The organism is Methylobacterium sp. GXS13 (genome assembly GCF_001455965.1).
Classification (GTDB): Bacteria; Pseudomonadota; Alphaproteobacteria; order Rhizobiales; family Beijerinckiaceae; genus Methylobacterium.
This window is the reverse complement of sequence record NZ_LKKO01000058.1, coordinates 128,477-143,113: the sequence shown is the minus strand read 5'-3', so window position 1 is coordinate 143,113 and position 14,637 is coordinate 128,477. Positions and strand designations below refer to the sequence as shown.

The 14,637-nt window shown below is 70.4% G+C and carries 12 protein-coding genes; 8 read left to right on the top strand and 4 right to left on the bottom strand.

Translation table 11 applies throughout. The features are described 5' to 3' along the window. Positions 1–52 precede the first annotated feature (52 nt). Both AO398_RS20490 and croR read right to left on the bottom strand, forming a co-directional pair. Complete coding sequence (locus tag AO398_RS20490) at positions 53–898, bottom strand: RNA methyltransferase (protein ID WP_058194032.1); 846 nt, start codon at positions 896–898, stop codon at positions 53–55. Between the two features lies 1 nt (position 899). Continuing rightward, on the bottom strand, positions 900–1,373 hold the full coding sequence (croR, locus tag AO398_RS20485; RefSeq protein ID WP_058194031.1) for a 3-hydroxybutyryl-CoA dehydratase: 474 nt from the start codon (positions 1,371–1,373) through the stop codon (positions 900–902). 178 nt (positions 1,374–1,551) lie between these two features. Here croR and AO398_RS20480 point away from each other — a divergent pair, with 178 nt between their 5' ends. Together AO398_RS20480 and AO398_RS20475 are read left to right on the top strand one after the other, a co-directional pair. Beyond that, positions 1,552–2,169: a cation transporter gene (locus tag AO398_RS20480; RefSeq protein WP_058194030.1), complete on the top strand. Its 618-nt coding sequence runs from the start codon at positions 1,552–1,554 to the stop codon at positions 2,167–2,169. An 8-nt stretch (positions 2,170–2,177) separates the two neighbouring features. Next, a complete protein-coding gene (locus AO398_RS20475; protein ID WP_058194029.1) occupies positions 2,178–3,032 on the top strand; it encodes a metallophosphoesterase in 855 nt (284 codons plus the stop codon). 182 nt (positions 3,033–3,214) lie between these two features. Here AO398_RS20475 and AO398_RS20470 read toward each other — a convergent pair whose 3' ends face one another. Further along, entirely contained in the window at positions 3,215–4,900 is a 1,686-nt protein-coding gene (locus AO398_RS20470; RefSeq protein WP_058194028.1) for a methyl-accepting chemotaxis protein, read from the bottom strand. Between the two features lie 235 nt (positions 4,901–5,135). Between AO398_RS20470 and AO398_RS20465 the strand changes: the two genes are divergently transcribed. Further along, entirely contained in the window at positions 5,136–6,797 is a 1,662-nt protein-coding gene (locus AO398_RS20465; RefSeq protein WP_058194027.1) for a Na+/H+ antiporter, read from the top strand. Between the two features lie 179 nt (positions 6,798–6,976). After that, complete coding sequence (locus AO398_RS20460) at positions 6,977–7,858, top strand: transporter (protein ID WP_152997581.1); 882 nt, start codon at positions 6,977–6,979, stop codon at positions 7,856–7,858. A gap of 55 nt (positions 7,859–7,913) precedes the next feature. On the opposite strand, the gene AO398_RS20455 is transcribed toward AO398_RS20460, so the two are convergent. Next, positions 7,914–9,359: a saccharopine dehydrogenase NADP-binding domain-containing protein gene (locus tag AO398_RS20455; RefSeq protein ID WP_058194026.1), complete on the bottom strand. Its 1,446-nt coding sequence runs from the start codon at positions 9,357–9,359 to the stop codon at positions 7,914–7,916. A gap of 375 nt (positions 9,360–9,734) precedes the next feature. Between AO398_RS20455 and AO398_RS29105 the strand changes: the two genes are divergently transcribed. The 4 genes from AO398_RS29105 to AO398_RS20440 all read left to right on the top strand — a co-directional run bounded on the left by AO398_RS29105 (position 9,735) and on the right by AO398_RS20440 (position 14,637). Continuing rightward, positions 9,735–9,911 carry a hypothetical protein gene (locus AO398_RS29105; RefSeq protein ID WP_201025805.1) on the top strand — a complete coding sequence of 59 codons (177 nt, stop codon included), beginning with the start codon at positions 9,735–9,737 and terminating at the stop codon, positions 9,909–9,911. A gap of 101 nt (positions 9,912–10,012) precedes the next feature. Next, positions 10,013–10,678 (top strand): invasion associated locus B family protein, encoded by a 666-nt coding sequence (locus AO398_RS20450; protein WP_058194025.1) that lies wholly within the window; start codon positions 10,013–10,015, stop codon positions 10,676–10,678. Positions 10,679–10,819: 141 nt separating this feature from the next. Further along, complete coding sequence (locus AO398_RS20445; RefSeq protein ID WP_058194113.1) at positions 10,820–14,170, top strand: hypothetical protein; 3,351 nt, start codon at positions 10,820–10,822, stop codon at positions 14,168–14,170. Continuing rightward, a complete protein-coding gene (locus AO398_RS20440; protein ID WP_058194024.1) occupies positions 14,167–14,637 on the top strand; it encodes an AAA family ATPase in 471 nt (156 codons plus the stop codon). Before AO398_RS20445 ends, AO398_RS20440 begins: the two co-directional genes overlap by 4 nt.

Genomic DNA, 14,637 nt, shown 5'->3' with positions numbered 1-14,637 from the left:
GCAATTGCAGCCCTTTGTCGCGCGTTTGGCGCCAGACCGTAAAGGGGCGGATTCAACCGGCCGGTACGAGCCGGCCTTGGCCGCGGGCGATCGTCTGGAGCGCAATCCCCGCCGCGGTGGCGACGTTGAGCGAATCGAAGCCCGGGGCCATCGGGATTCGCACCGGACGGGCCCGCGCCAGGGTCGTCGCGTCGAGGCCCGGCCCCTCGGTTCCGAGGATCAATAGCACCCGCGTCGGCACGGTCAGAGCGTCCAGCGTCTCGACCGCCCCGGGGCTGAGCGCCAGAGCCTCGAGATCCAGGGTGCGGGCCAGGGTCAGCCAGTCATCCCCGGCGGGGAGCCGGGCGAAGGGTTGGATCAGCGCGGCGCCGGCCGAGACCCGGATGCTCTTGCGGTAGAGGGGATCGCAGCTTGCGGCATCGAGCAGCACCGCATCGGCTCCGAAGGCGGCCGCGTTGCGGAAGGCGGCGCCGACATTGTCGTGGTTGGTCAGACCCGCGAGGCCGAGCACCAGCGCCGGGGCGGGAATAGGCGGCACGAGGGCGGCGGGGTCGGGGTCCTTGCCGCGCACACCCACAGCCAGGACGCCGCGATGGATCGGGAAACCGGTCACACGGCTCATCACCGCCTTGGCGGCGAGATAGACCGGCGGCGGTTCGGTGGAGGCTGCCACGTTCGGGGCCAGGCCCGGCCACCGCTCCGGGGCAAGCAGGATCGACTCGGCCCGGAAGCGGGTGCGAAGGCCGAGCAGGAGCCGCAGTGTGACCTCGCCCTCGACGATGAAGCGCCCGGCGCGGCCGACGAGGTCGCGCTCGCGCATCCGCGTGTACGGTTCGAGGCGCGGGTCGTCCGGGTCCGCAATCGTTTCCGCGGCGATCGGCTCCCCGGCCTTGTCCACTTCAGCCCTGCTGGCGCTCGGTGCGGATCGCGAGCGGATCGGCCTCGGCCTTGGTCGGCACCTTCACCAGGGCTTCGCCGTCGAGGACGGTCTCGCCGGCCACGGAGCAGCGGCAGGCGAGGCGCGCCCGGCGACGCTCCGGCATCAATTCGGCGACCGTGACGGTGACGTCGACGACGTCGCCGATGCGAACCGGCGCGCGGAAGTTGAGGGTCTGGGAGATGTAGACCGCCCCCGGGCCTGGCAGGCGGGTGCCGAGCACCGCCGAGATCAGCCCGGCCGTGTACAGGCCGTGGGCGATGCGGGTGCCGAACGGCGTGCGCGCGGCGAAGTGCTCTGACAGGTGGATCGGGTTGCGGTCGCCGGTGATCTCGGCGAACCCGACCACGTCGGAGGAGGCGATGGTCTTCGAGAGGGTTTCCGACAACCCGACCTCGAGATCCTCGAAAAAGAGCACGCGCAATTCGGGCAGCATGGCTCGGCAGACCTCCGGTTCCGGCCGGTCGCATCTTTGGCGCACGCGGCTCAACAAGTTCGGTTCGCACGATCGCGCCGCCGAATCCACCCGGACGAAGGCGCAAGATCCCTGAACTTTCTTGAGGCGCAGACAGGGTTTTCTCAACAGCGGCTCGACAGGGGCGCCGCACTCGGCGATGACGCGCCCCGTGATCACGGACAACGCCGCCCGGCCCGAGCCGCCCGCCCTGCGCCCGGTCGTCGCCCGTGTGGCGACGCTGAACCTCGGCTATTTCGGCATCGAGATCGCGGTGGCGCTCGCCATCGGCTCGGTGGCGTTGATCGCCGACAGCCTCGATTTCCTGGAAGACGCGGCGATCAACCTGCTGATCTTCGCCGGCCTGTCCTGGAGCGCGCGCAACCGGGCGCGGCTCGGCACCGCCATGGCGTTCATCCTGCTCGTGCCGGCTCTGGCAACAGCCTACGCCGCCTACGACAAGTTTGCGGACTTCGTGCCCCCGGCGGCGCTGCCGCTGACGCTCACCGGCCTCGGGGCGCTGGCGGTGAACCTCACCTGCGCACTGATGCTTGCCCAGCACCGGTCCGGTTCGGGCAGCCTGACCCGGGCGGCCTATCTCTCGGCCCGCAACGACGCCTATGCCAACTTGGCGATCATCGCGGCCGGGCTGGTCACCGCCCTCCATCCCAGCCCGTGGCCGGATCTCGTTGCGGCGGCCGGCATCGCGATCCTCAACGCCGATTCCGCCGCCGACATCTTCCGTGCTGCCGCGGCCGAGCGCCAGGCCGCGAAATAGGCATGTCTATGCGCATCTTCCCCATTTCCGACCTGCATCTGGAGCGACGGCGGCTCGACCTCATCGCGCTGCCTCAGGAGCCGTTCGACGTCCTCGCTTGCCCGGGGGACCTTTACGAGGGGCATCCCGAGCGGGGGCTGGCCGCTCTGGTGCATCTGGCCCAGGGCAGGCCGATCGTCCTGGTGCCGGGCAACCACGAGCGCTACGCCCCCACGGGCGACCCGCGCACGGCCCCGGAGTTGCTGGCGGCTCTCGAGGCGGAGGTCGTCCGGGTGAACGCCCTGGGCGCAGACATCCACCTGCTCCAGGCGGCGCAGGCTTGCGTGATCGATGGCGTGCGGTTCGTCGGGACGACCCTGTGGAGCGACTGGCACCTGGCCGGGCGCTGGCTCGCCGCCGACGCGCCCGAGCGCCCGGAGGATCCCGTTGCCTATGCCGCCGCGCGCATGACCGATCCGGTCACCGGCTCGCGCGAATATCTCGGGTCGATCCGCAAGGCCGATGGCGGCGCGTGGCAGCCCGCGGACGCCATGGCGGCGCATGCGGCCGAGCGCGCTGCGCTGCACGACGCGCTCCGCTCGCCTTATGACGGACCGACCGTGGTAATCACGCATCACCCGGCGAGCCCGCAGGCGGCGGACCGCTACCGGGATCAGCCCGGCGTGCCGTGGTGGGTGCCGGCATTCTACGCCAGCACCGCGCTCGACGACCTGCCCGATGCCGCGCGGCCCGAAGTGTGGATCTCAGGCCATTTCCACGCCGGCCACGACCTGCGGGTCGGTCGCTGCCGCTGGGTGGCGAACCCGGTCGAGGGACAAAGCTACCGGTCGGATCTTTGCGTAACCGTCGGGGCGAAGGGGTAGCGTTCACGGATCCCCATCCCGTCATTCCGGCCTCGCCTGCGGCCCCCCGAACTGACGACGGTGTTTATCGATCCACCCCATGCATCGCGGCTGGAGCGATCGGTTCGGCAAGCCGCTCCACGTTCTGAGCAGCCCGACCGGCGAACATCGCCGCCGGTCGGGCCGGTTTCGCGCACAGGATCTCAGGCGGCCCGGACGGTGGCGAGGAAGTGACGGACCTCGTCCGAGAGATGCTCGGATTGGCGCGACAGCGCGGAGGCCGCGGACAGAACCTGGGCGGCTGCGGCTCCGGTCTCGTCGGCGGCGCCGGCCACGCCCGCGATGTTCGTCGTTACCTCGGCGGTGCCGCTCGCAGCCTGTCCGACGTTGCGCACGATCTCCTGGGTGGCCGCCTGCTGCTGCTCGACGGAGGCCGCGATCGCCGTGGCGACGCCGCTGATCTCCTGGATCCGGGCCGTGATGCCGCCGATCGCCGTCACGGCCTGACCGGTCGAGCCCCGGACCTGCGCGATCTGTCCGGAGATCTCCTGCGTCGCCTTGGCGGTCTGCTCGGCCAGGGTCTTCACCTCGGAGGCGACCACGGCGAAGCCCTTACCGGCCGCCCCCGCACGAGCGGCCTCGATCGTGGCGTTCAGGGCCAGCAGGTTGGTCTGCCCGGCGATATTCGAGATCAGCCCGACCACATCGCCAATCCGTCCGACGACCGTGTTCAGTTCCAGCACCAGGGCGCCCGTCTGGTCGGCCTCGGACACGGCCAGCCGGGCCAGCTGCGCCGAGCCGTCGACCTGCCGGCCGATCTCCTGCACGGAGGAGCCCAGCTCTTCCGCGGCCGCCGCCACGGTGTTGACGTTGGCCACGGCCTCCTCGGCCGCGGCCGCGACCGTCGTCGATTGGCTGGCGGTCTGGGCGGCGGTGGCGTTCATCGTCTGGGCGGTGGCCTGGAGCTCGGTGGCCGAGGCCGAGACCTGGCCGATGATGCCGCCGACCGCGGCCTCGAAGCTGTCGGCCATCTGGCGCATGCCGGTCTTGCGCTGCTCCTCCGCCTCCAGCCGCGCCTGCGCGGTCTCCTCCTCCAGCCGGCGGGTCTGGATCATGTTTTCCTTAAAGATCTGGACGGCGGCCGCCATCGCGCCGACCTCGTCGCGCCGCCCGACGGCGGGAATTTCTGTTCGCGTATCGCCCGACGCGAGCTGATGCATGGCCGCGGTCATGCGTCCGAGCGGACGGCTGATCTCCACGACGAGCATCACGACGGCCCCGATCGCCAGGAACGCCGCCAGCGCCAGGAAGCCCATCATCTGCTGATGGGCGCGCTCATAGGCACCCTGTGCCTCCGCGCCGCTGGCCGCCGCTGCCGCACTCTGCAGATCCGACATCGCGACGAGGGTCGCGATGGTGGCTCTGATCGTATCCGACATGGTGGTGTTGTATTGCTCTTGGGCGCCGGCGAGATCGCCGCGTTCGGCCTTGGCGAATCCGTCGGTCTGCTGATCCAGATACGTCGCCCATTGCTGTTCGAAGGTCTTGTACAGATCGCGGGCCGCGTCAGTCTCCAAGAGGCTCGCGTAAGTGGCTTTGTAAGTCTGCAGCTCCGCCAGGCGCTGCTGAATCGACTTCAGGGCATCCGCTTTCTGTTGTTGTGTCTTCGCCGAGAGGACACGGCTTCCATTGACGCGCGTGCGCAATGTCACGACTTGGATGCCGGTGAGGGCTTGCGCGGCCGGCAGGCGGCTTGCGCGCATTTCCGTGGCGACACGATTGATCAATTCGATGTGATAATAGGACAGTGCTGCCAGACTAGTGATGAGAGCAAGCATGACCGAGAAACAGACGATCAGCTTGCCTTTGATTGACATGAAGTCTAGCATTATAGTTCCAGTATAGATCCGCCTCAGCGCTCTGTGCGCCTGTCGAATGTTATATAATGATTTGTAAAAATTCCGATTAATCGGTGGGCATTTTTGGCGCGATTGGCCGAACGGTCCCGTCGATCGAAGGCCGCGCGCCACCCATCAGATGCTACAAGGCCCGATCCCGTCTGCCCGCGCATCACCCGGCCCCGCCTCCCCAGGGGAGAAGCCGGCCCTCGTTTGAAAGCTACGCATGGAAAGCGTCACCGTCGTCCTGGCCCTGTTGCTGTCCGTGCTCGTGAGCGGGGCGCTCGGCCGCTTGGTCCCGCTGCCGTTGCCGCTGATCCAGATCGTGATCGGCGTGGCCCTGGCGCTGGGCCCGCTTCCGAGCACGACCCTGGATCCCGAGATCTTCTTCCTGGTCTTTCTGCCGCCGCTCCTGTTCCTGGACGGATGGCGGATCCCGAAGCGCGACCTGTTCCGCAACGGCCGGACCGTGCTGGCGCTGGCGCTGGGCCTCGTGGCGCTGACGGTGCTCGGCATCGGCATGCTGATCCACGCCATGATCCCGGGCATCCCGCTGGCGGTGGCCTTCGCGCTGGCTGCGGTCCTGTCCCCGACCGACCCGATCGCGGTCTCTTCGGTGGCCGCCCAGGCCCCGGTGCCGCGGCGGCTCATGCACATCCTCGAGGGCGAGGCGCTGCTCAACGACGCCACCGGCCTCGTCTGCCTGCGCTTCGCCATCGCGGCGGCCCTCACCGGGACCTTTTCCTTGTCGGAGGCCGCGACCACCTTCGTCTGGCTGGCGCTCGGCGGCCTCGGCATCGGCGCCGCCACGACTTTCCTTCTCATGGGCGCCCAGGACCTCCTGCGGCGGCGGACCGGCGAGGATCCGGGTCTCCAGATTCTGTTCAGCCTGCTCACGCCGTTCGGGGCCTATCTCGCCGCCGAGCATGTCCACGCCTCGGGCATCCTGGCTGCGGTCGCGGCCGGCATCGCCATGACCTATGTCGAGATCCAGGGGCGCAGCCTCGGCACCACCCGGGTGCGCCGCACCGCCGTGTGGGACACCGTCGCACTCGCTGCCAACGGCTCGATCTTCGTGCTCCTGGGCGAGCAATTGCCCGAGGTCCTCGGCCATGCGGTCACGCAGGCCGACGTGCAGGGCGCCGGTTGGCTGGTGGCCTGGGTGCTGGCGATCACGGCGGGTCTCATGGCGATCCGGTTCGCCTGGGTCTGGGTCTCGCTCCACTTCGTCCTGGTCAAGGCGCATCGGAGGGGCGAGCGGCGCGAGGGCCTGACCTGGCGGCTCGTGGCCGCCACGACGCTCGCGGGCGTGAAAGGCGCGATCACGCTGGCCGGCATCCTGACCCTGCCGCTCACCCTGAAGGACGGCACGCCGTTCCCGGCGCGGGATCTCGCGATCCTGCTGGCGATGGGGGTGATCATGACCTCGCTGCTGCTGGCCACCACGGTCCTCCCGCCGCTGTTGCGGGGCCTGCGCCTGCCCGCTGATTCGAGCCACGATGCCGAGGAGGATTCCGCCCGCGCCGCCGCGCGCCACGACGCGGTGACGGCCATCGAGGCCCTGCAGCACCGCCTGGTCGAGGAGCAGGAGGACGCCTCCATCGCGGTCGAGGCCGGCGCCCGGGCCATGGACCGTTACGAGGGCCTCGAGGCCCCGACTGGTGCCCCCCGGGAGGGTGGCGGCCGCGCCCGGCAACTCGCGGTGGCCGAGAAGCGCCTGCGGCTCGCCGGGATCGAGGCCGAGCGTCAGGCGCTCTATCGCCTGCGCCGGTCGCGGGCCATCGACGACGTGGTCCTGCGCCAGCTCGTCCGCGAGGTCGATCTGGTCGAGGCGCGGCTGCTGGCCTGGAATCCCGCCGGCCGTGCCCTGTCGACGCCGCGCAGCTGAACCGCTGCGGACGCGCACGGACGGGAAGGCGCCGGCCGGATTAGTCCCGGCCGGCGGGCGCGATACGTCCAGGGCGTGTCGTTGCGCACAGCTTGGCTGTAAAGCCCGGATGAGCCTGGTTCGACCGCGCGTCATACCTTGATCAGCCCCGCGTTACGGGGCTCTGGATCGGGGGTTTCATGACCGGATTTGGCCTGGGATTACGCGGGATCGCGTCGGCTGCTCTGGCCTTTTACAGTGCAGGTGTCACGACCTCGGCTTACGCTGCTTCCGCGGCCCAGCCTGGACAGACCATCGGCCTGCCGGTGGGCGCGCAGCTCCCGGTCGGATTGTACTTCGTGAACCTGTCGAGCTTCGGCAGCCGCAGCGCGCGACCGGGCGACACTGCGACGAACGTCAACCTGCCGACCTTCGCTTGGGCGACGCCCTGGACCATCGTGGGCGGACGTCTCCAGTTCTTCGTCACCCAGCCTGTCGTGGCCGCGACCCTCCAGGGCGCGCCCTATCAGAGCGGCATCGGCCAGCCGCTGCTCGCCGCCCAGCTCGCCTGGGATCTCGGCAACGATGTCGGCGTCAGCTACTTCTTCGGAGGCTACCTGCCGATCGAGACGCGCTTCCTGACCCAATCCGCCTCGCTGACCCATCGCTTCGCAGTCAGCTACACCGGCCAGGACTTGAGCCTGACGGCGAACCTGCTCCACGGGATCTTCCTCGAGACGCGCTCGCCCTTCGGCACGCTTTACCCGGACTACCTGAACCTCGATCTCACGGCGGCGAAGAAGTTCGGCAAATGGCAGGTGGGCGCCGTCGCGTTCGGATCGACCGACCTGCCGACCGGCGTGTCCGGCTACCTGCCCCAGGGACAGATCGCGGTGGGCGGCTTGGTCGGATACAATTTCGGGCCGGTGAACCTGCAGGCCTACCTGACCCGGGACGTGGTCCAGCGCAATTACCGCGGCCGCGAGACCCGCGGCTGGCTGCGGGTGATCGTGCCGCTCTACCAGGACAAGGGCGAGGTCGAACCGAACCGCACCCTGGTCACGCGCCGACAGGCCGAGTAGCCGGTCTGGCGCCCGCAGCGCCGCCTCCCTCGGACAAGGGAGGCGGCGCGAGACATCAGCCGTGCACCAGCACGTTGCGGAACTGCCAGGGATCGCTGGTGTCGATATCCTCCGGGAACAGGCCCGGGCGGTCGGTGAGCGGGGTCCAGTCGGTGTACACGCCCACGACCGGGCCGAGATACGGGGTCTGGACTTCCAGGCAGCGCCGGAAATCCATCTCGTCGGCCTCGACGATGCCGGCCTCCGGGTTCTCCAGGGCCCAGACCATGCCGGCGAGCACCGCCGAGGTCACCTGCAGGCCGGTGGCGTTCTGGTAGGGGGCGATCCGCCGGGTCTCCTCGATGGAGAGCTGCGAGCCGTACCAGTAGGCGTTCTTGGCGTGGCCGTAGACCAGCACGCCCAGCTCGTCGATGCCGTCCACGATCTCGGTCTCGTCGAGGATGTGGTGCTGCTCCTGCACCTTGGCGGCTTTGCCGAACATCTCGTGGAGCGAGAGCACGGCGTCGTCGGCCGGGTGGTAGGCGTAATGGCAGGTCGGGCGGAAGACGGCCTGATCGCCCTCGCGCACGGTGTAGTAGTCGGCGATCGAGATCGCCTCGTTGTGGGTCACCAGGAAGCCGAACTGCGACCCTGCGGTGGGCACCCAGGTGCGCACGCGGGTGTCGGCCCCCGGCTGCAACAGGTAGATCGCGCAGCGCGAGCCCGTCTCCTGCTCGCGGGCATTGGCAGGCTTCCAGGTCTCGTGCGTGCCCCAGCCGAGCTCGGCCGGCTGGTTGCCCTCCGAGACGAAGCCCTCCACCGACCAGGTGTTGACGAAGACGCCCCGGGGCTTGGGGGTCTTGGCGCGCTGGGTGTCGCGCTCGGCGATGTGCACGCCCTTCACGCCCAGGGTCTTCATCAGGGCGGCCCAGTCCTTGCGGGACTTGGGCTCGGGCGCGGTGACGCCGGTATCCTTGGCGATGTTCAGGAGCGCCTGCTTGACGAACCACGAGACCATGCCGGGATTGGCGCCGCAGCAGGAGACCGCCGTTGTGCCGCCCGGCTTCTGGGCGCGGGCGTCGAGGATGTCCTGGCGCAGGGCGTAGTTGGTGCGGTCGCCCTGGCCGCGGCTCTTGTCGAAGTAGAAGCCCGGCCAGGGCTCGGCCACGGTGTCGATGTAGAGGGCGCCGAGCTCGCGGCACAGTTCCATGATCGCCCGCGACGAGGTGTCGACCGACAGGTTCACGCAGAAGCCCTGGCCGCCGCCCTCGGTGAGGAGGGGGGTGAGCACGTCGCGCAGGTTCTCCGGGGTCAGCGCCACCTTCTCGAAGCGCAGGCCGTGCTTCTCGGCGAGCGACCGGTGGGTGTCGACCGGGTCGATCACGGTGAAGCGGGCGCGGTCGTACTCGAAGTGGCGTTCGATCAGCGGCAGGGTACCGCGCCCGATCGAGCCGAAGCCGATCATCACGATGGGGCCGCTGATGCGGCCATGGATCGGGTGACGGGACGGCTGTTCGGTCATGCGGAAGGTCCTTGTCTGGCGGACGCCTGAGGTCCGCGCATAGGGTCGCGAGCGAGGTATGGCGCGCGTGTGACAGTGGGGCGACAGGCAGGCGCGCCGCGCCCTGCGGCGGCGCGTTCGTCGAATCCCGTCGTCGAGAAGGCCGCTCAATGGCGGCTCGACCTGCGGCGGTCAACTGCGCTGCACAACGAACGGTTAAGACGTCGTTGAGGATTGGTGGATGGCATCATGTTTGCAGCGCATGTGTCCTGCGCGCAAAGGCGAGTGGTGAGCAGTTGTGGCATGGCTCATATTGCGCTGCAGCAAAGGTCCCGCAGAAAAATCAACACCATCGGGGCCGAGGAAACGTCCGAGATCCAGATTTTCGGAGTTGTTATGCTCGCTTTCATCGCCACCCGCATCCCCGGCCCGGTCGCCGAGACCGCCGACCGCGATCCCGGCATCCTCACGCTCGCGTTCTCCCTCGCCCGCGCCCTCCGCACCGGGGCCGAGGCCGCGTTTGCGCGCCGCTGCGCTCTCGCCGAGGCCGCCGGCGGACCGAACCCGCTCTGATCCGTCACAACGGGGTGGACCTGCGCCCCCCGGTGATTGCCTCGCCCCGGCTGGGACGTTAGGCGGCTTTGCCGTCAATGGCCCCGGGGGATCGTGATTCCATGTCGACGTTTCGAGCGGTCGTTCGCTTCAGTCTGGTCGCGACGCTGCTGATTGCCGTTCCGTCCGCCTCGCCGCGCGCCCAGGATGCCGATCCCGAGGCGCCGGCCACCAGCGACGCGCCGGCCAAGGCCAAGCCCAGACCCAAGCCGAAGCCGCCCGCTCCCAAGCCGGCGGCCAAACCGGCTGCCGTCACGCCCGCTGCGGCGCATGCGACCTGGCCCACCGGCGCCAGCACGGTCAGCGAGAGCTACGGCGATTGGACCATGACCTGCACGCGCCCGAGCGAGAAGGTCACCTGCATCGTCGCCCAATCCCAGGGCGATTCGCAGACCGGACGGCGCAAGTTCGGCGTGGAGTTGCAGGTTCCCAACGACGGCCGTTCGGAAGGCATCGTGCTGATGCCGTTCGGCCTCTCGATCGAGGCGGGCGTGACGTTCAAGCTCGACGAGCAGAACCTGGGCAAGGGCGCGCCCTACAGCCTGTGCATGAGCGACGGCTGCCTCGTGCCGATCAGCTTCCCGACGCTGGCCCTCGACGGCATGCGCAATGCCAAGAAGCTGTTCGTGACCGGGCAGAAGTCGAGCGGCAGCGAGCCCGCCACCATCACGGTCCCTCTTGAAGGCTTTCCGCAGGCCCTCGACCGCGCCGTCGCCCTCAGCGGCTGAGACCGATCGGATCGGATCCGGCCAATCCCAGGGTTACGGTTAAGCCAGCGTTAGCCGCCGTGCCGCAGGATGCCTCCGATGTGTGGCGCCGGGCGCCGTGGCCCGAGGGTGGCCGCGCGCCGGGATTGGATCGGCGAGGCGATGAGCTCCGAGGGCAGGCGATCCCGGATCCGCCGATATGTCGGCACGCGGCTCGTGCGCGCGTCGCTGCCTGCGCTTGTCCTGCTGGCAGCGATCGATCCGGCGCTCGCCGCCCGGCTGATCGGCGCCAAGGGCAGCGAATCCGGCACGGGCCCCGGCGGTTACGGCCGGATCGTCCTCACCTTCGACAAGCCGGTCGCCGTCAAGGCGAAGCTCGCCGGAGGGGTGCTGCTGCTCGGCTACGGCGAGCGGGTCGCCCAGGGTCCCGAGCGGCTGGCCGAGGAGATACCCGCTTTCGTCTCCACGGTCCGGCGCGATCCCGACGGCTCGGGCCTGCGGGTCGCCCTGCAGCGCCCCTTCCGGGCCAACGTCCAATCGGCCGGCGAGCGCGTCTTCGTCGATCTGCTGCCGGAGGGCTGGTCCGGCCTGCCGCCGCCGCTGCCCCCCGAAGTGGTGGCCGAGCTCGCCCGCCGGGCCCAGGTCGCCGAGGAAGCGTTGCGGGCGCGTACGCCGCCGCTCGTCCGCAAGCCCCTCAGCCTGGAACTCGCCCGGCTCCCAAAGCTGACGCGCCTGTCCCTGCGCCTGCCCGACGAGGCGGTGGCGACCGTGACCGCCGAGGGGGCGACGACGCGCCTGCGCGTGGCCGGGGCGTGGACCATCGATTCGAACGAGGCCCGTGGCCGCCCGCGGCCCGGCATTGTCAAGCTCGCCACCGATTCCGACGCGGGTTCGGCCAGCATCCTGGTAACGCCTGCGGATGGATTCATCGTCACCACGGAGCGGGAGGACGGCGCCTACACGATCGACGTGGTGACCCGGGCGCCGCCCGAAGCCGCCAAGTCCAAGGCCGTTGAGGTGCCCGGCCCGGCCGCGTCCGAGCCGGGCGCCGCCAAGCCGACCGCGCCCATCCCGGTTCCCGCCCGGAAGGCCGAGGCCCCGGCCGTTCCGGATGCAGCCCCCGAATCGCCGCCGAAGCGCAAGGCGGGCGCCGGCCTGGTCTTCCCGTTCCAGACCCTGCCGCCTGCGGCCCTGTTCGAGCGCGGCGGCGTGGCCACGCTGGTGTTCGAGACCGCCGAGCCCGTAACCGTGCCGCCGAGCGCCCAGGGCCTCGCGCCGGTGGGAGCGCCGGAGCGGACCGGGGCGGTCACCGTCCTGCGCTTCGCGGTGCCGCCGGGCCGGCTGGTGGATCTGGCCGCCGTCACCACCGGGGCCGGCTCCGCCTGGGAGCTGTCGGCGGGCGATGCCCTGAGCCCGAGCGACAGCCTCGATCCGGTCCGCAAGCCGGACCCGACCGGCCGGATCACCGTCGCGCTGGCGCTCCCCCGGGCCGGATCGGCGACCTGGCTCGATCGTGACGGCGAGCGCATCGTCGTGGTCACCTCGGCGGCGCAGCGCGCCATCGGCAATCCGAAGAGCCGCCGTTTCGTAGATTTTGAGATCCTGCCGAGCCGGCACGGCGTCGCGGTGCTCGCGGGTGCCGACGATCTCGCGGTGCGGCCGCAGATCGACGGGGTGACGATCGGCCGGGAAGGCGGCCTTGCTGCCTCGACGGCTGTCCGCAACGCCGATCCCGCCCTGGCCGAGGCCGGCACCCTCGCCGTCGTGCGCGAGTCCTGGGATCGAGCGCGGGCCGGGAACGTGCGTGAGACCCTGCGGACCCTGGCCAACGCCGCCGCAACGGTGCCGCCCGGCGAGCGCGGCCCGGCGCGCCTGGCGCTCGCCCGCGCCGACATCGCCAACGGCTTGGACCTCGAAGGGCTTGCGCCCCTCGAGGCGGCGGCCGCCGAGGATCCGCTGCTGGCCACCCAGCGCGACGTCGCGATCCTGCGCGGTCTGGCACTCGCACGCAGCGAACGAAACACCGAGGCTCTGAAGGCCCTGTCGACGCCGCAACTCGCCAGCGACCCGGAGGCCGCCCTGTGGCGGGCGATGGCGTCGGCCGGTCTCGGCGACTGGAAGGCGGCCGAGACCGGCTTCCTCAAGGCGCTGCCGGTGGCCGACGGCTACCCGTCGGACCTCGCCCAGCAGATCCGCGCCCGGGCGGCGGAATCGGCGATCGAGAACGGCGATGCCGAGACCGCCGCAGCCCGGGCGGACGATGCGCCCAACCTCCCGCCCTGGATCCGCGACCGGCTCGCCCTGGTCCGCGCCCGCGTCTCGGAGGCGACCGGCCAGACCGAGGCGGCCCTCGACGCCTATGCGCGCCTCGAACAGGTCGGTCAGCGGCCGGTAGCAGCCGAGGCGCAATTGCGCGGCACGCTTTTGGCCCGTGCCTCCGGCAAGCTCGAACCGGAGGCCGCGATCGATCGGCTGGAGCGCTTGGCCCTGACCTGGCACGGCGGTCCGACCGAAACCGGCATCTCGGTGGGCCTGGCGCAGCTCTATCTCGGCGCGGGTCGCTGGCGCGACGCCTTCACGGCCTTGCGCCGGGCCAACGCCTTCGCACCGAACGACACCGCCACGCAGGCGCTCACCCGCGAGATGCGCGCCGCCTTCGAGAATCTCTACCTCACGGACAAGGGGGACCAACTCTCCGGGGTCGACGCGGTGGCGCTGTATTTCGATTTCCACGAACTCGCCCCGATCGGGCGGCGCGGCGACGAGGTGGCGGGTCTCCTGGCCGACCGCCTGGTCGGGCTGGACCTCCTCGATTCGGCCGCCGACCTGCTGCAGTATCAGATCGACAACCGGCTTACCGGCCCGGCCAAGTCCGCCGTGGCGGCCCGGCTCGCCACGATCCGGCTGATGGACGACAAGCCGATGCGGGCGCTGCAGGTACTCGACGCCACCAATCTGCCCGAACTGCCCGGCGAGCTGAAGCGCGCCCGCGCCCTGGTCCGCGCCCGCGCCCTCTCGGACCTCACCCGCACCGATCTCGCCTTGGAGACCATCGAGGAGGAGAGCGGCCCCGATATCGAGCGTCTGCGCGCCGACATCTATTGGGGTGCCCGCCGCTGGCGCGAGGCCGGGGAATCGCACGAGGCGCTGCTCGGCGAGGCCTGGCGCGCCGGCCGGCCGCTGAACGAGCAGGCCCGGGCCGACGCGGTGCGCGCCGCCATCGCGTACGACCTCGCGGGCGAGGCGATCGGCCTGGAGCGGCTGAAGGCCAAGTTCTCCGAGGCGATGGCCGAGAGCCCGGACGCCCGCACCTTCGCGCTGCTCACCGGCGCCAATCCGACGAAGACCCCGGAATTCCGCGCCATCGCGGCCCGCGCCACCAAGGCCGAGACCTTGTCGGCCTTCCTGGCCGAGTACCGCAAGCGCTATCCCGAGACCGCTCTGCCCGAGCGCGGCGCGGCGGGCGCGGAGCGCCAGAGCAGCGTGGAGGCTCCGGGTACGCCGCCGGGGTGAGTGGCATCATAATTTTGGTGATCGATCCCGATCGATTCCTCGAAACCGAGGGCGGCCGCGTCTGGACGCCGGAGCGCAACGGGGAGGCATGGCGGCTCGCCCACGCGGCGTTGGAGGAGGCGCTGGCCGCCGGTGGTGTCGACCGGGTCGTGATCGTCTGCGGCCTGCAGGGGGCGGGGAAGTCGAGCTGGATCGCTCACCAGGATCAGGACGCCGCCCACGTCTATGTGGACGCGGCCCTCCCCGGCGCACGGCATCGGGCGCCGATCGTCGCCATCGCGCGCCGCTACCGCGTCCCCGTGGACGCGGTCTGGATCCGCGTTCCCCTCGTCGTCGCCCTGGAGCGGAACCGGCAGCGGCAGGGCGACAAGATCGTCCCGGAGACGAGCATCCGCTCCGTGGACCGCCTATTCGAGCCGCCGACCCGCGATGAAGGGTTTTCGGTGGTGCGGATCGTCGTGGCTTGA